This is a genomic window from Streptosporangium sp. NPDC049078 (genome assembly GCF_040648855.1).
Classification (GTDB): Bacteria; Actinomycetota; Actinomycetes; order Streptosporangiales; family Streptosporangiaceae; genus Streptosporangium.
The window spans coordinates 123,856-143,159 of the sequence record NZ_JBEZEL010000017.1; the positions used below are offsets into that span (position 1 = coordinate 123,856).

The 19,304-nt window shown below is 70.8% G+C and carries 20 protein-coding genes; 14 read left to right on the forward strand and 6 right to left on the reverse strand.

The window, feature by feature from the left end:
• The first annotated feature begins 216 nt into the window (after positions 1–216).
• From AB0B90_RS28150 to AB0B90_RS28160, 3 genes are all read left to right on the forward strand, one after another.
• Positions 217–690: a hypothetical protein gene (locus tag AB0B90_RS28150; RefSeq protein ID WP_350947214.1), complete on the forward strand. Its 474-nt coding sequence runs from the start codon at positions 217–219 to the stop codon at positions 688–690.
• Positions 691–1,182: 492 nt separating this feature from the next.
• Positions 1,183–1,833 (forward strand): lysophospholipid acyltransferase family protein, encoded by a 651-nt coding sequence (locus tag AB0B90_RS28155; RefSeq protein ID WP_350947213.1) that lies wholly within the window; start codon positions 1,183–1,185, stop codon positions 1,831–1,833.
• A gap of 46 nt (positions 1,834–1,879) precedes the next feature.
• Positions 1,880–3,538, forward strand: a complete 1,659-nt coding sequence (locus AB0B90_RS28160) for a penicillin-binding transpeptidase domain-containing protein (protein ID WP_350947212.1) — start codon at positions 1,880–1,882, stop codon at positions 3,536–3,538.
• Positions 3,539–3,785: 247 nt separating this feature from the next.
• Here the strand turns inward: AB0B90_RS28160 and AB0B90_RS28165 are convergent, their stop codons facing one another.
• Together AB0B90_RS28165 and tuf are read right to left on the reverse strand one after the other, a co-directional pair.
• Positions 3,786–4,073, reverse strand: coding sequence for a DUF3040 domain-containing protein (locus tag AB0B90_RS28165; protein WP_350947211.1), 288 nt, complete (start codon positions 4,071–4,073; stop codon positions 3,786–3,788).
• A gap of 436 nt (positions 4,074–4,509) precedes the next feature.
• Positions 4,510–5,682, reverse strand: coding sequence for an elongation factor Tu (gene tuf, locus AB0B90_RS28170; RefSeq protein ID WP_350947210.1), 1,173 nt, complete (start codon positions 5,680–5,682; stop codon positions 4,510–4,512).
• Positions 5,683–6,124: 442 nt separating this feature from the next.
• Between tuf and AB0B90_RS28175 the strand changes: the two genes are divergently transcribed.
• Both AB0B90_RS28175 and AB0B90_RS28180 read left to right on the forward strand, forming a co-directional pair.
• Positions 6,125–6,307, forward strand: coding sequence for a hypothetical protein (locus AB0B90_RS28175; protein ID WP_350947209.1), 183 nt, complete (start codon positions 6,125–6,127; stop codon positions 6,305–6,307).
• A gap of 238 nt (positions 6,308–6,545) precedes the next feature.
• Positions 6,546–6,836, forward strand: coding sequence for a DUF1905 domain-containing protein (locus AB0B90_RS28180; RefSeq protein ID WP_362925685.1), 291 nt, complete (start codon positions 6,546–6,548; stop codon positions 6,834–6,836).
• Positions 6,837–7,004: 168 nt separating this feature from the next.
• Here AB0B90_RS28180 and AB0B90_RS28185 read toward each other — a convergent pair whose 3' ends face one another.
• Positions 7,005–8,177: a sigma-70 family RNA polymerase sigma factor gene (locus AB0B90_RS28185; protein ID WP_350947207.1), complete on the reverse strand. Its 1,173-nt coding sequence runs from the start codon at positions 8,175–8,177 to the stop codon at positions 7,005–7,007.
• Positions 8,178–8,260: 83 nt separating this feature from the next.
• Between AB0B90_RS28185 and AB0B90_RS28190 the strand changes: the two genes are divergently transcribed.
• A complete protein-coding gene (locus AB0B90_RS28190) occupies positions 8,261–9,097 on the forward strand; it encodes an alpha/beta hydrolase (protein ID WP_362925687.1) in 837 nt (278 codons plus the stop codon).
• Between the two features lie 98 nt (positions 9,098–9,195).
• On the opposite strand, the gene AB0B90_RS28195 is transcribed toward AB0B90_RS28190, so the two are convergent.
• The gene (locus AB0B90_RS28195) at positions 9,196–9,591 is read right to left on the reverse strand and encodes a VOC family protein (RefSeq protein WP_350947205.1); all 396 of its coding nucleotides are present in this window, start codon (positions 9,589–9,591) and stop codon (positions 9,196–9,198) included.
• 274 nt (positions 9,592–9,865) lie between these two features.
• The gene (locus AB0B90_RS28200; RefSeq protein WP_362925689.1) at positions 9,866–10,825 is read right to left on the reverse strand and encodes a YafY family protein; all 960 of its coding nucleotides are present in this window, start codon (positions 10,823–10,825) and stop codon (positions 9,866–9,868) included.
• Positions 10,826–10,908: 83 nt separating this feature from the next.
• On the opposite strand from AB0B90_RS28200, the gene AB0B90_RS28205 reads away from it, so the two are divergent.
• The 5 genes from AB0B90_RS28205 (at position 10,909) to AB0B90_RS28225 (ending at position 15,325) form a co-directional block, all read left to right on the forward strand.
• Positions 10,909–11,655 (forward strand): alpha/beta hydrolase, encoded by a 747-nt coding sequence (locus tag AB0B90_RS28205; protein WP_350947203.1) that lies wholly within the window; start codon positions 10,909–10,911, stop codon positions 11,653–11,655.
• A gap of 206 nt (positions 11,656–11,861) precedes the next feature.
• Complete coding sequence (locus AB0B90_RS28210; protein WP_362925692.1) at positions 11,862–12,803, forward strand: ABC transporter ATP-binding protein; 942 nt, start codon at positions 11,862–11,864, stop codon at positions 12,801–12,803.
• Positions 12,803–13,528 (forward strand): ABC transporter permease, encoded by a 726-nt coding sequence (locus tag AB0B90_RS28215; protein WP_362925694.1) that lies wholly within the window; start codon positions 12,803–12,805, stop codon positions 13,526–13,528. Before AB0B90_RS28210 ends, AB0B90_RS28215 begins: the two co-directional genes overlap by 1 nt.
• Before the next feature lie 22 nt (positions 13,529–13,550).
• The gene (locus tag AB0B90_RS28220; protein WP_362925696.1) at positions 13,551–14,723 is read left to right on the forward strand and encodes a histidine kinase; all 1,173 of its coding nucleotides are present in this window, start codon (positions 13,551–13,553) and stop codon (positions 14,721–14,723) included.
• Entirely contained in the window at positions 14,720–15,325 is a 606-nt protein-coding gene (locus AB0B90_RS28225) for a response regulator transcription factor (protein ID WP_362925698.1), read from the forward strand. Before AB0B90_RS28220 ends, AB0B90_RS28225 begins: the two co-directional genes overlap by 4 nt.
• Before the next feature lie 95 nt (positions 15,326–15,420).
• On the opposite strand, the gene AB0B90_RS28230 is transcribed toward AB0B90_RS28225, so the two are convergent.
• Positions 15,421–16,296 (reverse strand): GDSL-type esterase/lipase family protein, encoded by an 876-nt coding sequence (locus AB0B90_RS28230; protein ID WP_350947198.1) that lies wholly within the window; start codon positions 16,294–16,296, stop codon positions 15,421–15,423.
• A 179-nt stretch (positions 16,297–16,475) separates the two neighbouring features.
• On the opposite strand from AB0B90_RS28230, the gene AB0B90_RS28235 reads away from it, so the two are divergent.
• The 3 genes from AB0B90_RS28235 to AB0B90_RS28245 all read left to right on the forward strand — a co-directional run bounded on the left by AB0B90_RS28235 (position 16,476) and on the right by AB0B90_RS28245 (position 19,293).
• A complete protein-coding gene (locus AB0B90_RS28235; protein WP_350947197.1) occupies positions 16,476–17,705 on the forward strand; it encodes an isochorismate synthase in 1,230 nt (409 codons plus the stop codon).
• A gap of 326 nt (positions 17,706–18,031) precedes the next feature.
• The gene (locus AB0B90_RS28240; protein WP_350947196.1) at positions 18,032–18,586 is read left to right on the forward strand and encodes a GNAT family N-acetyltransferase; all 555 of its coding nucleotides are present in this window, start codon (positions 18,032–18,034) and stop codon (positions 18,584–18,586) included.
• Positions 18,587–18,663: 77 nt separating this feature from the next.
• Positions 18,664–19,293 carry a hypothetical protein gene (locus AB0B90_RS28245; protein WP_350947195.1) on the forward strand — a complete coding sequence of 210 codons (630 nt, stop codon included), beginning with the start codon at positions 18,664–18,666 and terminating at the stop codon, positions 19,291–19,293.
• Positions 19,294–19,304: the final 11 nt, after the last annotated feature.

Consider the following 19,304-nt stretch of genomic DNA (forward strand, 5'->3'; position numbering starts at 1 on the left):
CACGGACCGGGCGAAAGCCGGTCCGCACCGGTTCTCGCCCGGTCGAAGGCCCGTCGAAGACCGGTCCGCGTCCGTCCGGGGGCCGGCACGGCCGCCGCCGGCACCCCCTCTCACGGCACCGTGGCCGAGATCTGATCCCGACACGTTTCACCGGGCGCGCCGTAACTGTCGGTGGCGACCCCTACTATGAGCCACCTCAAGGAGGGATAGCCGCTCATGGTGGACGCACTGCGGGTTTCGCTGCTGGTCACGACCGATCTGCCGCCCGATACCGACCTGAAGGAGTTCGGGCGCCTGCTGGCTGATTCCGTGCTCACGCTCCAGCGGGACGAGGCGACATATCCCGCGCTCCTGCGTGGCGGGGTGTTCTGGCTGGACCGGCCGCTGCCGCCGTCCGACGACGGGCTCCCCCACGCGGCGGCCGAGGAGTTGCGGTTCGCGGCGCTGCTGGGCCATCTGTCGGTGGCGCGCCCACCGGGTTCGGCGAGGGAGACGGTCGCCGACGCGGGCCGGGCGATCACCGCGGCCGTCGCCGCCCGGTACGGCGACCTGGGCAGCCCGCCCGCCGTGATGGCGATCCGCAGCGAGGACGTGCGTGAGCGGACCCCCCGTTCGGCCATCCTCGTGGGATCGGAGACGGCCGTGGCTCCCTTGCCCGAGGCGGTGCCGTCCCTGAGCGCCCCCGCCTGAGCGGAGTGCCCGGCAGGCCGTCCGGCCGGGAAAGTATCACCCCGCTCAGGAAGAGCCTCGAGGAGCTTTGACCTGCGGATCTTCGAGGCCCGCGGCCGCGTGGGACACGCCGGTGGCCTCAAAGCGGAATAACCAGCGGCAGACGTCGGTTAGAGTGATCGTGCCGATGTGGTTTGTGTCCCCCGGGCCGCAAATTACCGCCTTCACGGAATACCGTTCGGCTGGAGCCGTGTTGTGCCTCTCGCCGAGGAGGCGACCGCCACATCGGCACCAAACGTCACGCCCCGCGGGCCCCTCCGGCCCGCGGGGCGTTTCTTTTCCCGCCTGCTCCCTTCGCGCCTGGTGAGCGGTTTCGTCGGACTCGTCACGGAAAGGCACGACGGTGTTGGAGGAGGGCTACAAACCTGTGAGCTCCGCTTGTGTGGGTGCGTACAACCGTTGGCCGTCGGGCCACCGCCTAGTGTTGGGTAACCCGTCCCATGAGGAGAGCCCGTGCTCTATCGCCTGACCAAGATCGTCAGCGCTCCGATGCTGCACCTGCTCTGGCCGACCACGGTCACCGGACACGAGCACGTCCCCGTCTCGGGTCCGGCCATCATGGCCTCCAACCATCTGTCGATCCTCGACTCGACCTTCCTGCCGCTGGTGCTCAAGCGCCAGGTGCGCTTCGTCGCCAAGGCCGAGTACTTCACCGGCAATCCCGTCACCGCCATGTGGATGCGCGCCACCGGCCAGATCAGCATCGACCGGCAGAGCCCCACCTCGGCCCAGGACATGCTGGACGCGGCGGCGGAGGTGCTCAGGAAGGGTGAGCTGTTCGGCATCTATCCGGAGGGCACCCGCTCCCCCGACGGACGCCTCTACCGGGGCAAGGTCGGCGTCGCCTGGCTGGCCCTGGCCACCGGCGCGCCGGTGGTCCCGGTGGCGATGGAGGGCACCGGGGAGGTTCTGCCGATCGGAGCGGCCAGACCCAGGCTGGGCCGGGTGAAGGTACGCATCGGCAAGCCGATGACCTTCAGCGGCTCGGAGACGAGCGCGCGTGACCGGCGCAGGGTGACCGACGAGATCATGTTCGCGATCCAGGAGCTTTCCGGCCAAGAGTACGCGGCAAGCTACGCACCCAGCCGTTCACAGACCAAATGATCTTTTATGGGTATATGTCGCGTTAGCGCACGCTAGGCTGCGGCCCTTGGGCGAAAAGATCTGGGGGGATCAGGTGGCACGGGGCAGAACGATCGCGATCACATCGGCAGCCGTCGTCCTGGTGGCGGGGGCCGCGGGGGGCGGCGCCTGGTGGTACCTGCACACCAGGGGAACCCCCCAGGAGACCGCGGAGCGGTTCGTCGGCGCCTGGCAGCGCGGCGACCTGGCGGGCATGCGCGCCGAGCTGGGAGCGCCGGACCCGGCGTTTCCCGCGGTGTACGAGAACATGCGCAAGGCCCTGGCGGTGCAGAGCACCGCGGTGCGGCTCGACGGGGTACGCGAGACCGGGGACGGCACGGGACAGGCCGCATACACCGCCACCCTGAAGCTCAAGGACATCGGCGAGTGGAGTTACTCCGGCAGCGTCGACCTCGCGGTCGTCGACCGGCACTGGCGGGTCAGGTGGTCGCCCAAGGCCGTCCACCCCGACCTGACCGCGAACACCGCCTTCGCGCTGAAGACGAAGTGGCCGGAGCGAGCCGCGATCACCTCGGCGAACGGCGGGCGCATCGACGGCTCCGACGCGGGCGGCTCGGTGCAGCAGATCGTCGGCTACCTGGAGAAGGCCACCGCGAAGAGCGTCGCGAAGCTGGGCGTGCCCTACAAGGTGGGCGACGCGGTCGGCGCGAGCGGACTGCAGCACACCTTCCAGAAGCGCCTGGCCGGCACCCCGGACACCGAGATCGAACTCGTCGGCCCGGACAAGAAGACGGTCAAGGCGCTCGACACGATCAAGGGCGAGGCCGGCGAGGATCTGGAGACCAGCCTGGACACGCGGGTCCAGCGGGCCGCCGTCGAAGCGGTCCGCGACCTGAAGAAGACCGCCGCGCTGGTCGCGATCAGACCCTCCTCCGGCGAGATCCTCGCGGTGGTGAACAACGTGGGCGGCTTCAACCGTGCCCTGGACGGCAACTACCCTCCCGGCTCGACGTTCAAGGCGGTCACCGCCGTGGGACTGCTGGCCGAGGGAATGAGCCCTCGCGACCGGGTCACCTGCCCCAAGGACGTCACGGTCGGCGGTCTGCCGATCCGCAACTCCAACCACGCCGCCTACGGTTCGGTGTCGCTGTCCGACTCCTTCGCCTACTCCTGCAACACCACCATCGCCCCGCTGACCAAGGAGCGGCTGAGCGCCGACAAGTTGCTGAGCACCGCGGAGCTGTTCGGTTTCAACAAGCCGCTCAACATCGGCGTCGCGGCCGCCAAGGGCAGCTTTCCCAAGGCCGAGAGCGACGCCGAACTGGCCGCGGAGTCGTTCGGCCAGGGCCGGATCACCGCCAGCCCGCTGATGATGGCCTCGGTCGCCGCCGCGCTCGCCGACGGCACCTGGCGTCCGCCGACCCTGGTCCCCTCGATCAAGCAGGAAGTGCAGCCGCAGGCCCTTCCCGAGGAGGTCATGCCGAGCATGCATCAGATGATGTCCGCGGTCGTCACCAAGGGCACCGCCAAGGACGCGGGCCTGCCCCGGGGCACCCGGGGAAAGACCGGGACCGCCGAGTACGGCGAGCGGGGCGACCTGAAGACGCATGCCTGGTTCATGGGTTTCCGCGGCGAGGTCGCCTTCGCGGTGATCGTCGAGGAGGGCTCGGGCGGCGGCGCGGTCGCCGCCCCGGTGGCCGCCGACTTCCTGCGCGCTCTCGGCTGATCTCGCGCGAGCCGTCCGTTGCCGGACCTCCGGCCGCACCCCGCCCGGCAGCGCCGCCGATCCGGCCGTTCGCGCCTACCCGCCGGAGCCGTACTCCGCCTTCGCGAACCCGCCGCTTGAGCACACGCCGCGACCGGCCGCCGACCGGGCCTGCGCGCCGCCCGCCGTCTTCGCTCCGAACGCCCGGAGTGCTCCGAGCGTTCGGGCGGTCGCGACATCGACCGGCGGACGAAGGTGGCGACCACCATCACAACGGGAGCGCCGCGACCGCCTCGTGACGTAGCACCATGATGAGAAGCGTGGCGATCAGTGTCGCGATCAGCAGCCAGCTGAACATGATGATCACCGTCGAGCGGCGGAGACGCCAGGAGGACCGCCTCCGCCCTTTCCTCGCGCCACGCCTGCGGCCGCCGCCCTCCTTGCGCTGGACGCGCTCGTTGAACGACTCCAGCCGCGCGGCGAGTCGTGGATCCTCGTCGATGAGGTGCCGCTCGATCTGCAGCAGCATGCGCTCCTCGTCTTGTGACCAGGCCATGCATCACCTCCCCGGAACGCAAGCCGTGTGCGGACGTTCTGCCCAATCGTGAAGATCATTATCCTTTCCGAGAGCTTCGATTTACCCGTTCTTTTCGTGGACGCAATCTGAGCACGCGATCATGCCCTCTCACGGGGGCGATACGGCGCCCGCAGAGGTGTCGGGCGATTCCCAGCCTTCTCCGCGATCTCGACATTCCACCGCCCTGACCTTCTCCTTCGCATCACCCGGCGGGCCGCTTGACGCCGCGTCCACGTCCCCGGCGGCGAGGATGGTGCGCCGGTGAGCGAGAGCGCTTGGCCGGGCCTCCCACCGACCTCGCGAGAAGGGTGGCGATCTTCGTACCGGATCGTCACGCGGTGCGGGGACATCACCGGCACGGCCAGCGTCGAACGGCCGCCCGACGCGGGCCGTGCCGGATCGCGCCGAGCCCGGTTCAGTCGAGCGGGGCCGTCACCGTTCCCGCGCCGACCGTCTTGCCGCCCTCACGGATCGCGAAGCCGAGACCGGCCTCCAGCGCCACCGGCCTGCCGAGCTCCACGGTCACCTCGACCGTCTCACCGGGCAGCGCGAGGCCGGCGTCCCCCAGGTCCATCCGGCCCGGTACGTCGGTCGTCCGCAGGTAGAACTGCGGCCGGTAACCCGTCGCGACGGCGCCACTGCGCCCGCCCTCCTGCCCGGTCAGGAGGTAGACGCGGGCGGTGAAGGCGCGGTGGGCGCTCTGGGAGCCGGGTGCGGCCAGCACCTGACCGCGCCGTACCTGCTCGCGCCGGACCCCGCGCAGCAGAAGCGCGGCGTTGTCACCGGCCTCGCCCCGCTCCATGGTCTTGCCGAAGGTCTCGACCCCGGTGACGACGGCGGTGAAACCCTCGCCGAGCCCGACGGCCTGGACGCTGTCGCCGACCTTGACCGTTCCGCGCTCGATCGCCCCGGTGACGACCGTGCCCCGCCCGGTGACGGTGAGCACGTTCTCCACCGGGAGCAGGAACGGGGCGTCGGTGTAGCGGACCGGCAGCGGGACGTGGTCGTCGACCGCCTGGAGCAGTGCCTCGACCGATGCCGTCCACTCCGGGTCTCCCTCCAGTGCCCGCAGCCCGGAGACCCTGACGACGGGCACGTCCAGGTAGCCGTGCTCGGCGAGCAGGTCCCGCAGCTCCAGCTCGACGAGGTCGGCCAGCTCCGGGTCGGCCCCGTCGGACTTGTTGAGCGCGACCACGACGTGCTCGACACCCACCCGCCGCGCGAGCAGCACGTGCTCGCGGGTCTGCGGCATGATTCCGTCCAGCGCGGACACCACCAGGATCGCCCCGTCGAGCTGCGCCGCTCCCGTGATCATGTTCTTCACGTAGTCGGCGTGGCCCGGCATGTCCACGTGCGCGTAGTGCCGCGTGGCCGTCTCGTACTCGACGTGGGAGATGTTGATCGTGATGCCCCGCGTCGCCTCCTCGGGAGCGCGGTCGATCCGGTCGAACGGCACGTACCTCGCGCCGCCCCGCTCGCTGAGCACCTTGGTGATGGCCGCGGTGAGCGTGGTCTTGCCGTGGTCGACGTGTCCCATCGTGCCGATGTTGAGGTGCGGCTTGTTCCGCACGTAGGCCTGCTTGGCCATGACTGTTCTTTCCCTTGATGCTCGCCTGTGGTGGCGACCCGTGCTCGGCCGACCCCTCCCCGCCGGGTCACCCGGGACTCACGGGAAGGGGTCAGCGCTCCGCGCCGTCGAGCCGCGGTGCGGCGGACATCGGGGCACGCTCCGGCGCGCCCGCGGTGGCGGGCGTCGCGAGGGTGGCGTGCCGGAACATGCGTTCATGGTCGGGTACGGCCGGATGGGACCGCAACCGGATTTCCGGCCCGGTGCGCGGCGAGCGGGCACGGCGGCCGGAGCACGGGACTTCGACATACGACCCGGCATCCGGCGGACCCCATCACGACATCCGGACACGCTCCGTGTCCGATGGGACACCGAACGTGGATGATTGATGCCGGTAAAGGGTATTAAACCGCCTTGAATGCCTAATCGAAGGCATCGTCCATCAAGCACAACGGGGGAAACGATGACGGACGCCAAGGAAGCCAAGGATTCCAGGAACAAGGCCGCGAAGAGCTCGGGGAAGAGCAAGAAGGCCACGATCAAGGCGACACGAGCGGCGAAGGAGGCGAGGAAACACTCCGGGCAGCCCGAGGTCAGGGTGCCGGAGGCGGAGCCCGCCCACCCGGGTGGGCGGTCGGTCCAGTAGCCGAGGGCGTGAGACCGTGATCGGGTGTCGGGGGTTCCACCCCGACACCCGATCACGGTTTGGCGCGATGTCCGCCGACGGTCCGCGGACGATTCTCGCCCATGAGCGACGATTCCATCCCGTCGCGGGAGTCACCTCTTCCACCGGCGCCAAAACCTCCGGCCCGGTGGCGACACCTCATCGGCAGACGGCTTTCCCGATGACTTCCGGTGACTCAAGACGACGTCAGGAGACGAAGATGTCCGCGCAGAAGCCCGCACAACCGCTCGACCACGCCTTCACCGCGCCCATCGAGAAGGACGGAGCCTTCGCCACCTTCGTGACCGTGCCGGACTCCGCCCAACTCCTCGGCACGAGGCGGGCTGTGAAGGTCGGCGGGACGATCGACGGCCACCCGTTCACCGCCACCCTCATGCCGTCGGGCGACGGTCCGCACTGGCTTCCCCTCAGGGCCGCGCTGTGCAAGCTCATCGGCAAGGACCAGGCCGGCGCCGAGGTGACGTTCCACCTCGACCGGCGGTTCAGCTGACCCCGGGCGGAGCGGCGGACCCCGTGCCGCCCTGAGATGAGGTGCCCGAGTCCTGGTCGCGAGTCCGGGCCGGCCTCCCGTGACGCGCCGACTGATCGGCCGATGCCGCGGTGCCGACGGGCGTGCGTCGTCCCGGCGGGGGGACCGGCTCCTCGGCCTGCTCCGGGCTCAGGGCAGTGACGCGGGCAGCCCGAAGGCGGCGAAGTGGCCGGGGTCGACGAACGAGGTGATGTCGGCGATCCGATCGCCGCGCAGGGTGAACACGTTGATCGACCAGGCGAGGTGCGCGGCGGCGCCCTCGTCCCAGAGGTAGCAGCCCACTCCCGGCTGGCCGTTCGCGCCGACCGGGAGGTGCCGCCAGCTTCCGCACGTCGTCAGCGGGACCCGTACGGCGAAGTCGGTGACCGCCTCCAGACCGCGGTACCAGTGCGCCATCGGCGGCATCGACCAGGTGACGTCCTCGGTCAGCAGCGCGACCAGGGCGTCGGTGTCGCCGCGTTCCAGCGCGGAGGAGTAGTCGGCGACGATCTCCCGTACGCGGGCGTCGCCGATCTTCCGCAATGTCGGCTGCTGCGTGCGGGGGAAGACCTTGTCCGCGACGACCCTGCGCGCTCGCGCCAGGGCGCTGTTCACCGACGTGGTGGTGGTGTCCATCGTGAGGGCGATCTCCGCGGCGGAGAAGCCGAGGACCTCGAACAGCAGCAGTGCCGCCCGCTGGTTGCCCGGCAGGTGCTGCAGGGCCGCGACGAAGGCGAGCTCGACGGCTTCGCGCTGCTCGTAGCGGGTGTCCGGGCCCACGGGGGCGTCGGTGAGACCGGCGTCGGGGTAGGGGCTCAGCCAGGCGACGTCGGTCAGCGGGGGGTCGCCGAGCACGGCGCGGTCGCTGGCGGGGCCGAGGTCGACGGGCAGTGCCCGCCTGCCCCGGGCGCCGACGATGTCCAGGCAGGTGCGGGTGGCCACGGTGTAGAGCCACGAGCGCAGCGAGCTTCGGCCCTCGAAGCGAGCGAGTCCCCGCCAGGCACGCAGCAGGGCGTCCTGCAGGGCGTCGTCGGCGTCGTGGGTGGAGCCGAGCATGCGGTAGCAGTGGGCGTGCAGTTCGCGGCGCAACGGCTCCACGAGACGGGTGAACGCCGCGTCGTCCCCGGCACGCGCCCGGACCAGGTCGGTGTCCCCGTCGATGTCCCCGTCGGTGTCCCCGTCGGTGTCCCCGCCGCGAGCCGGATCGCTGCCCCCGTCGCGGCTTGGGGCGAGGTCCTCGTCCCGGGCACGCGTCCGCGCCGGATCGGCCTCCCCGGCACCCTCCACCGTCATGTCCGCGAACCGCGAAGAAATTTCCCTCACGAGCGACGATTCTGCCCCACGCTCGGAGTCTTCACTTCGACCGAGCACCACAGCACCGTTCCAGACTGTTCCAGGAGATCGCGATGAGCCGCACCACCGTCACCACCGGGTCCCTCAAGGTCCCCGGCGCCACACTCCACTACGAGGTGCGGGGGCAGGGCCCTCTCGTGGCGCTCGTCGGCGCCCCGATGCACGCCGATCACTTCGCGCCGCTGGCCGGCCTGCTCGCCACCGACCACACCGTGCTCACCACCGACCCGCGTGGCGTCAACCGAAGCTCCCTCGACACCCCCGGCCAGGACTCGACCCCGCAACTGCGCGCCGACGACCTCTCCCTGCTCCTCGCCCACCTCGACGCCGGCCCTGCCGCGGTCTTCGGCTCCAGCGGCGGCGCCGTCACCGCGCTGGCGCTCGCCGTCGCCCATCCCGAGCGGGTGCGTACCGTGATCGCGCACGAGCCCCCGCTGAACCGTCTGCTCGACAACCCCGACGAGCGCGACGCGGCGGTCGAGGACATCATCGCCACCTACGTCTCCGGCGACGTCGCGGGTGCCTGGACCAAGTTCATGATCAATGCGAACATCCCGCTGCCCGACTTCGAGGAGTCCGCCGACGGCCCCGCGCAGGCTCCGGCCGAGCCCGATCCGCAGCAGGCGGCGGACGAGCGCTTCTGGTTCCTGCACGAGATGCGCGGAACCACCCGCTGGCAGCCCGACATCGCCGCACTGCGGGCCGGGTCGCCCCGCATCGTGGTCGGCATCGGGAAGGAGTCGGCAGGCCAGCTCTGCGACCACGCGTCGACAGCGCTCGCCTCCGCGCTCGGCACGGAGCCGACGTACTTCCCCGGTGGCCACATCGCCTTCCTCGACGACCCCGAGGGATTCGTCCCCCGGCTGCGCGAGGTCCTGCGGGGCGACTGAACGACGATCGAACGACGACGGCCGTGAACACGCGTGGCCACGTACATCGCATGCGACGGATCCCACCGACGGGGGCGGGATCCGTCACGGCGAGAAGATCAGGCGAGGTTCAGCTGCCAGGAGACGCCGAAGCGGTCGTTGGTCCAGCCGAAGCGCTTGCTGAAGCCGTAGGAACCGAGCGGCATCAGCGGTTCGCCGTTCTCCGACAGCGCCGCGTACAGGCGCTCGATCTCCGCGTCCGACTCGCACTGCACGTACAGCGAGACCGACGGGGTGAAGCCGAAGGCGTGCTCCACGTTGCTGTCGATGGCCATGTACTGCCCGCCCGCCATCGTGAACGTGGCGTGCATCACGCTGCCCTCCGCGCCGGGACCCTCGGGGCCGTAACGGAGGAGGTTGAGAATCTCGGCGTCGTCGAAGAGCGACGTGTAGAACGTCATCGCTTCCTCGGCCGCGCCCTGGAACATCAGGAAAGTGGTGATCTTCTGCGACATCGGGGCTCCCATCAGAGGGGGAATGGATGAGAATGTCCGCCGTTACGGGAACGTCCCGCTCGACGACGGCTTCGATGCCGGACCCGGCGGCCAGGAACATCGAACACGTACTCGGCAAATATTTCAGGCTCTGCTTATATAAGTCAAACTCGATACACTGGAGTGTCGGCCACGCCCACCGCGCGACAGAGCAAGCGCCCATCGAAACCGGATTACATTCAACAAAAAGGAACCCTTGCTCCTCATCGCTCGACGACTTCGTCCCCGGGTCGCTTCAGGGCGGGGAGGCGTCGGCGGAGGCGACGAGGCGGGCGGCCAATGCCCTGACCTCGTCGCGCAGCTCGGCGGGGGCGATCACGGTGAACGGTCGGCCGAAGCCGGCGAGCATCCGCGCCATCCCGTCCAGCCGCTCGGCCCTGGTGGACAGTAAGATCCCGCCGGAGGTCTCGGCCAACGTCGCCGTGGCGGCGGGGATCCACGCGGCGGCCTCCTCCAGGGTGGTCTCCAGCAGCACTTCGACCTCGTGCCGGTACGGCACCGCCGACAGCGATCCGACCACGTGGGCCACCGGGTCGAAGCCGTCGGGAACCTGGAAGCCCCGCTCGGTACACGCGGCGCCCGCCACCCGATCCACCCGGAACGTCCTGATCTCCCCGCTGCCGTGGTCAAGCCCGGCGACGTACCATCGGCCGGAGTGGAAGACGATGCCGTACGGGTCCAGATCGCGCTCGGAGGCGTCACCGCGCCAGGAACGGTAGGCCAGCCGGACGGTGACCCGGCGCCGGGCGGCGCCGGCGAGGGCGAGCAGCGGTCCCGCCCTCGGAGCGCTCACCCTCGGCTCCGCGTTCCCGGTGTGCCCCAGCGTCTCCGACACCGCCTCGACGCGCTCGCGCAGCGGGCGCGGGAGCACCCTTTGGATCTTGGCCAGCGCGCTCTCGGTCGCGGCCTCCCCCACCGCCAGCCCGGTCAGCCGCCCGGCCAGCAGCCCCAGCACCACGGCCGTGGCCTCGTCGTCGGTGAGCATGAGCGGCGGGAGCTTGTAGCCGGGCAGTAGCCGGTAGCCGCCGTACCGGCCCCGCTCGGCCTGGACCGGCACCCCGAGCTCCGACAGTCTCACCGCGTAGCGGCGGACCGTGCGCTCGTCCACCTCCAGCCGTGCGGCGAGGTCGGAGCCGGTCAGGCCGGGGGTGGCCTGCAGCAACTCCAGCAACGCGAGCACCCGGGCTGCGGTCATCCGTAAATCCCCCTCGAAAATCAGGACGAATACTGTCCGGATTCGATCCTAGGGTGAAACCAGGCGAACAGAGGAGAGACACTATGAGCACCTACGTCCTGGTCCCCGGTTTCTGGCTCGGCGCGTGGGCCTGGGAGAAGGTCACCGGGCCGCTGCGCGAGGCCGGACACGACGTCCACCCGGTCACGCTCACCGGCCTGGGCGACAGGGTTCACCTGGCGGGCCCCGAGGTCGACCTGGAGACCCACATCCAGGACATCGTCAACACCGTCGTCTTCGCGGATCTGACCGAGGTGATCCTCGTCGCCCACAGCGGGGCCGGCGCCCCGGTCACCGGTGCGGCCGACCGGATTCCCGAGCGCGTCGCCCGGATCGTCTACGTCGACAGCGGACCGATGGCGGACGGGATGTCCCAGCTGGACCTCCAGGAGCCCGAGTGGCGGGCGTTCGTCGAGAGGCGGGTCACCGAGCGGGGCGAGGGAGTGCACTACCCGTTCCCCTCCTGGGAGGAGCACGAGCGTGCCGGCGCCGGCCTGGAAGGACTGGGTCAGGCCGAGCGCGAGTGGCTCGCCGCCCGCGCGACCCCGCAGCCGTACGGGACCATGACCCAGCCCCTGATGCTCAAGGGGGGCGCGGACGAGTTGCCCAAGACGCTTGTCACGTGCTCGTTCCCGCTGGAGCAGGTGCACACCATGATCGCCTCCGGTCATCCCTTCTTCGCCGCGCTCGCCGGGCCCGAGTGGAGCTTCGTCGCGGTGCCGACCGGTCACTGGCCGATGGTCTCCAGGCCGCGGGAGACCGCCGCCGCGCTGGCCGCGCCGGCGGGCTGAGAGGGGACAGGCTCCGGCGGAGAACCTCGGAGAGCCCGGCGCCAGGGCCACCGCGATGCCCTGGCGGACCGGCCGGGCCCCGGCGAGCCCGGGAGGGCCGGACATCCCGGAGTTCTCGGAAGGGCGGAGCACCGGGACATTTGTCATGACTGGCTGTGGATCGATGGATCTGCCTCGAACAACGCACGCTCCGTAGCGTCGTCCACATGACAGACGACACGAATGACGCGAATGACACGGTGTCACTCAAGGACGTGACCAAACGCTTCGGGGCGGTACGCGCCGTGGACGGTCTCAGCCTCTGCATCCCCGCCGGGCGCACCGTCGCCCTCCTCGGTCCCAACGGCGCGGGAAAGTCGACCACGATCGCGCTGCTGCTCGGGTTGCTGACCCCCGACTCCGGGACGGTGCGCGTCCTCGGGGGCACCCCCGAGGACGCGGTCCGGAGCGGGCGGCTGGCGGCGATGCCCCAGGAGGGCGGCCTCGTCTCCCGGACCACGGTCCGCGAGCTGGTCGGATTCGTCTCGGGGACCTATCGGGCGCCGCTCCCCCTGCGGGAGGTGCTGTCGATCGCCGGGCTGGAAGGGCTCGCCGATCGCAGGCTGGAGCGGTTGTCTGGCGGCCAGGCACAGCGGGTCCGCTTCGCGCTCGCGCTGGCCGGAGACCCCGAGCTGATCCTGCTCGACGAGCCGACCGCGGCGCTGGACGTACGGGCCAGGCGGGAGTTCTGGGAGAGCATGCGCGCCTTCACCGCGCGCGGCAGGACGATCCTGTTCTCCACCCACTACCTGGAGGAGGCCGACGAGTACGCCGACCGGGTCGTGGTGGTCGACAAAGGCCGGATCGTGGCCGACGGCACCAGCGGGGAGATCAAGCGGCTGGTCGCGCTGTCCACGGTCAGCGTCACCGCCGGCGAGGACGGCGTCTTCCTGGAACGCCTGCCCGGGGTCGTCTCCGTCGAGATCCGAGGGGAGCGGGCCCACCTGCGTACCCGCGACGCCGACGCCACCGTCGTGGCACTGGCGGCGGCGGGAGGCGTACGAGACCTCGAGGTCGTCCCCGCCGCGCTCGAGGACGCCTTCCTCGCACTGACAGGACAGGCGGGCCAGACGGAGCGGGCAACGGAAGCGTCGGAGGTGCAGGTCTGATGTTCGGCTACATCCGCCTGGAGGTCACCAGAATCCTCCGCGACCCCGGATACGTGATCATGGGTTTCGCGATGCCCGTGACGATGTACCTCGTCTTCACCAACCTCGGCGTGGCGGGCGACGACCGCGTCTGGGCCGCCCTCTACATGATGGTCAACATGGCCGCCTTCGGGGCGATCGGCTCGGCCTTCAACAACGGCGCCGGCATCGCCGAGGACAGGACCGCGGGCTGGCTGCGGCAGCTGCGGACCACTCCCCTCGCCCCGGTACGGGTGGTCGCGGGCAAGGCCGCGACCGGCGTGCTCATGGTGCTGCCCGCGATCGCCGGGGCGTGCCTGTCGGCGGCGCTGCTCAACGGGGTACGGCTGGAGGTCTGGCAGTGGATCTCGATCGTGCTCCTGCTCTGGGTGGGTTCCCTGCCCTTCACGCTGCTCGGCATGGCCCTCGGCTACCTGTTCAGCGGCCAGACCGCCGCCGTGTTCACCATCGCGGCCAACATGACGATGGCGATCGTCGGAGGGCTGTGGCTGCCCACCGAGGGCTTCCCCTCCTGGCTGAGGGTCGTCGCGCAGTGGACGCCGAGCTTCGGCTACGCCGACCTGCCGCGCAAGGTCGCCTTCGGCGAGACGCCCGGGGCCGGCACGGCGCTGATCCTGACCGGCTGGCTGGTCGTCTTCGGAATCCTGGCGGTGTACGGCTACCGCCGGGCAGGGCGCGTTCGATGAGCCGCGTGATAGGAGTGACCCGATGAGCGGGAAGGCGGAGCGGCCCCGGGAGGTGCGGGTGAAGGGGCCACAGGCTGCGGAGGTGACGGGCGGGAAAAAGGCCAGGAAGGGGCGGGAGAAGATGGCGGGGAGGGAGGGTTCACAAAGAAGGGGAGGTGGACCTGGAGAGTTCGCCTTCTACCCGTGGCTGATGCTCGCCTACCCCCCGATCAGTGACCTCGCGGCGGGCCACGTGCGGCCGACGGTGCCGGCCGCGCTGGGCGTCGCCGTTTTCGCCGTCCTGTACGTGCTGTGCGTCCGGCTGGCCTTCCACAACGGGCGGCGCGCGGCGACCGTGGCGCTGGCCGGGCTGCTCACGGTGGCCTTCCTGCTGCTGGCGGGCTTCGCGCACAACTGGTTCTACCTCGCGCCGCTGATGACCATCGCCTGCGGGGTCGTACTGCGCGGCCGATCCGTCTACGTCATCCTCACCGCGCTCACACTCGCACTGGTGGCGGTGATGTGGCGCGCGGGTGCGAGCTGGCAGAGCATCTCCCTGGCCAGCTGGGGGACGACCACCGGCGGCCTCGTGGTCAGTGTCGTCCTGAAGCTGTTCTCCGTGATCGCCGAACTCCAGGAGACCCGCGAGGAGCTGGCCCGGGTCGCGGTGGCCGAGGAGCGGCTGCGCTTCTCCCGCGACCTGCACGACCTGCTCGGGCACACCCTGTCGGTGATGGTGGTCAAGGCGGAGGCCGTACGACGGCTCGCCCCCCGCGACGCCGAGGCCGCGGCGCGGCAGGCGGCCGACATCGAGGCCGTCGGCAGGGAGGCGCTCACCGAGGTGAGGGCCGCGGTCACCGGCTATCGGGGCCGAGGGCTGGAGGCGGAGCTGGCCTCGGCGCGCACGGCCCTGGCCGACGCGGGTGTCACCGTCACCGTCACCGTCACCGGGGAACGGCGGGCACCGGAGGCCGACGCCCTGCTGGGCTGGGCCGTGCGGGAAGGGGTGACCAACGTGGTCCGCCACAGCGCCGCGGGCACCTGTGAGATCCTCCTGGAGGGAACGACGCTGGAGATCCGTGACGACGGCCGGGGACGCGGCGGGAGCCCGGCGGGCAACGGCCTGCGCGGCCTGACCGAGCGGGTCGTCGCACTCGGCGGGACGCTGGAGACCCATGACCGCGACGGCTTCCTGCTGAGGGTGACGCTGCCATGATCAAAGTGCTGCTCGCCGAGGACCAGGGCATGATGCGCAGCGCGCTCGCCCTGCTTCTCGACCTGGAGGACGACATCGAGGTGGTCGCCACGGTCACCAGGGGCGACGAGGTCGTGCCGGTCGCGCTCGCCGTGCGACCCGACGTCGCCCTGCTGGACATCGAGATGCCGGGGGCGAGTGGCCTGGAGGCCGCGGCCGGGCTGCGGGACGGGTTGCCGGGCTGCAGGGTGCTGATCCTGACCACCTTCGGCAGGCCGGGCTACCTGCGGCGGGCGATGGAGGCGGGCGCCGCAGGGTTCATGGTCAAGGACGGTCCCGTCGAGGATCTCGCCGCGGCGATCCGCCGGGTCCTGGCCGGCGAGAAGGTGATCGACCCCGTACTGGCCGCCGCCGCGCTGAGCACCGGTACCAGCCCGCTCACCGATCGCGAACGGGACGTGCTCGCCGCGGCGGCCGACGGCGCGGCGATCTCCGACATCTCACGGCGGCTGCACCTGTCGGAGAGCACCGTGCGCAACTACCTGTCCGCCGCGATCGGCAAGACCGGCACCCGCAACCGCATCGAGGCCGCCCGCACCGCCCGGCACAACGGCTGGCTCTAGACCACCCGCCTCACCTCCCCCGAAACGGACCGGCCACGAGGGAGACCCGGCGCCGTGCGCAACGGAGGCGCGCACGGCGCCGGAGGGTGCCCAGATCAAAGAACGGGGGCCGGGGCCGGGACGGGCCCGGTGTCGCCCGCTGTGTCGTCCTCGGTGAGCCAGTCGCGCATCATCGCGTAGGTCTTCTCCGCGATCAGCTTCTGGCCCGCGGCGTTGGGGTGGAAGAAGTCCCACTTGCTCAGGTGTCCGGTCGTGAAGCGCTGCCTGAAGACCTCGTTGCCGTCGAACCTGCAGGCGGGGCCGTACGCCGCGCAGACCCTGGCGAGCGCGGCGTTGTAGTCGGCCACCCTGGCGCGCACGCGGTCACGGCGCGCCTGGTCGGCCACCGAGGTCGAGGTGGGCCGCGCCAGCATGGTGGGGCAGATCCGGCCCACCGCCCAGAACCCGCGCGCAACCGGGTTCTTCCTGCCGATCTGCCACAGCCGCTTGAGGTCGGGGATGCTCGCCACGAACACCCGGCCGCCGGGCCGCCCGGCACGGAACAGCGCCAGGGCCTCGGCCACCCGCCTCTCGTAGACGGCCACGGGGGTCATCAGCCGTTCGGCGGACACGCAGGCGTCCTGGGCGCCGATCAGCACCGTCACGTAGTCGGCACGCCGGCTGACCGCCCGGGCCACCTGCCCGGCGAGGTCGGCGCTGGTGGAACCGGGGACGGCGAGGTTCACTTTGCTCCCGGCGACCACGTCCGCGGCCCGCAGCCTCACGTACTGACTCTGGACGCTCGGATGGTCACCGGTGGACCAGGAGCGTGAGGCGCAGGTGAGATACCAGCCGCAGGCGTTGAACCCCGCGCTGATGGAGTCGCCGAGCGCGGCCATGACCACCGGCCGCCAGGGCTCCGCCGTCCGGGTGGCTCCGGCCGGGGGCGCCCAGGCGGTCATGAGGGCGGCCAGCCCTGTGAGTGCTGTCACAGTCGTGCGAAGCATGACACCTCCGCTGAGAGATCGCGTCTGCTTCGGATGTATCACCGCAGGCCAGGACGGTAGAGTCTGTTGACCGAGTGCCTTGGTTTTCTTGACAGCGCGTGGCGGATGTGCTGGCGGGCATACTGCCGTCGAACACGTTCAGTTCCCCGCATAGAGTGGCGGAGGTGAGTGTAGCGCTCGGATCAACCCGTCCTCTCGTGGTGACGACCACCCCCATCGACGACCCCGGTGACCTGTTCACCCGACTGCCCGAGGCCGCCCCCTACGCCTGGGTGAGACGCGGAGAGGGCCTCGTCGCCTGGGGCGAGGCCGTCCGCCTGACCGTGCCGCCCGGTCCGGGCCGTTTCGACTGGGCCCGCGAACGGCTGTCGGGCCTCTTCGGTGAGGCGCACGTCGACGACGACGTGACGGCGCCCGGCTCGGGTCCCGTCGCCTTCGGCTCCTTCACCTTCGATCCGGAGGCGCGCGGCTCGGTTCTCGTCGTCCCCCAGACCATCCTCGCCCGCCGCGACGGCCGCGCCTGGCTGACCACCGTCGGCGAGCGGCGGCTCGACGCGGTCACCCCACTCCGCGCCCCTGGCAGGATCCGTTACGGCGACGGCAGCCTGACCGCGCCCGAGTGGGAGCACGCCGTGGCCAGGGCCGTCCGGCGTATCAGGTCGGGCCGGCTGGAGAAGACCGTGCTCGCCCGCGACCTGACCGCCGTCGCGGAGCGTCCGATCGACGTCCGGCTGCTGCTCGCCCGCCTGTCCGGACGCTACCCGGAGTGCTACACCTTCTCCTGCGCGGGGCTGGTCGGCGCCACGCCCGAACTACTGGTCCGGCGCGCCGGGGAGACCGTCGAGTCCCTGGTGCTCGCCGGCACGATCCCGCGGGGCGCCGACGAGGCCGACGACGTGGCGCGCGGCACGGCCCTGTTCGCCTCGGAGAAGAACCGCTACGAGCACGCCTGCGCGGTCGCCTCGGTGCGCGAGGCGCTCGACCCGCTCTGCGCCGAACTGAAGATCCCCGAGGAGCCCGAACTCCTGGTGCTCTCCAACGTCCAGCACCTGGCCAGCCCGGTGCGGGGACGGCTGTCGGACGGGGCCTCGGTCCTTGACGTGGTGGCGGCCATGCACCCGACCGCCGCCGTCGGCGGCACTCCCACGGGAGCGGCTCTCGGCGTCATCCGCGAACTGGAGGGCATGAACCGCGCCGGGTACGCGGGCCCGGTGGGCTGGATCGACGCGCGGGGCGACGGTGAGTGGGGCATCGCGCTGCGCTGCGCCCAGATCGAGGGCCCCACCGCCCGGCTGTTCGCCGGCTGCGGCATCATGGGCGACTCCGATCCCGCCTCCGAGCTCGCCGAGGCCGAGGCCAAGTTCCGGGTGATGCGATACGCCCTGGAGGGCTGAGGCCGATCCGGCGTCCTCCTCCCGTCCTGGAGAGGCGGGCCGTTCCTCCCTGCCGTCTCCCGGCTCCGAGGGCGGACCGATCCCCCTTTCCCGCGCCCTCCCCCGGGAGAGCGTGGGCGGTCACGGCGGGTGACGCCCACCCTCCTTTTCTGGAGACACCAGGGAGACGTCCCGGCTATCCCCGCCCTGCTTCGCCGCTACCCGGTGAATAGGCGTACTCTCACAAGTGCAATACGTCGGATATTTCCAGCAAGAAACCGATATTTCTCCAGGTCGGCGTCCTCTCGTCGCCGTATGGCCGGTCAACTCGTCAGGGAGAGGAAAACATGGCCCTACTGACCACCGCCCGCCTCACGGTGCGTGACTGGAGTCCCGACGACGCCGCCGAGGCCCTCGCCATCTACGGTGCCCCCGAGGTCACCCGGTGGCTCTCCCCCGCGATGACGCAGCTCGAGGGCGAGCAGGCGATGCGGGCCACGCTGGAGTCGTGGGACCGTAACCGCAGCACCCTCACGCCCCCGCTGGGCCGGTGGGCGATCGTCCGCAACTCCGACCAGCGGGTCGTCGGCGGCCTCTCCCTGCGCTACCTGCCTCCCGACGAGGAGGACATCGAGATCGGCTGGCAGCTCTCCCCCGACGCCTGGGGAAAGGGCTACGCCACCGAGGCCGGCCGCGCCCTGGCCGCCTGGGCGTTCTCCATCGGCGCCCACGAGCTGGTCGCGGTCGTCCGGGTGAACAACGACCGCGGCGCGGCGACGGCCAAGCGCATCGGCATGCAGTGGGTCGGGGAGACGGACAAGTACTACGAGACCCGTCTCAACGTCTACCGGCTCTGGCCCAGCGACCTCTCCCCCGCCGACAAGGATCCGCTCCGCCCCTGAGGCTCCGACACCAGGAGCCCCATGGGAAATGCGGGAACTCCCGAGGCGCGCGATGCCGCTGTTACTACGCTGGGTCGATGACCGAACAAACGATCTCTGCGGATGGAACGGCGACGAGCCTCGATCTTGAGGCCGTCCTGGCCTCGGGGTGGGCTGTTCCCGAGTCCTTCGACGCCAAGGAGTTCCGCCGAGCCGAGGCGTTCTGGCAGGCACGGCGCGCGGAGGATGAGCGACTCCTGCGGGTCCGCGCCACGGCGGCCCGCCTTGTCGAGTCCTGGACCGGGCACACGCCGCGTGACGTCGGCTCCTTCGGGATCCAGCTCAACCTGGAGACCAGTGATCTGGATCTGGGAATCGGCTACCCGGTCGCCGGCCGCGAGGAGCTGACAGCGGCGCTCGCCCCGCACGCGGCGTTCAAGGGCGAGCGTCTCACCCGGTTCACCACCACCCGACTGGTGTTCTCCTTCGAGGTCGACGGCGTCGAGATCGACCTGTCGGCGCTGACCGAGGAGGACTTCGTGGTCGCGTGCCGCATGCTCGACGAGATCGACACCGGCATGAGCCGACGGGAACGGATCGCCCACACCTGGGTCAAACACCTGCTGCGCGCCACCGGCCGGACGCGGGAGTACGCGGCCTGGAAGCTGGCCACATACTCCCGATACTGCCCCGAGTTCAACTGGGTGCCGATCTCTGAGCCTGCCTGACCTGCAGCGGC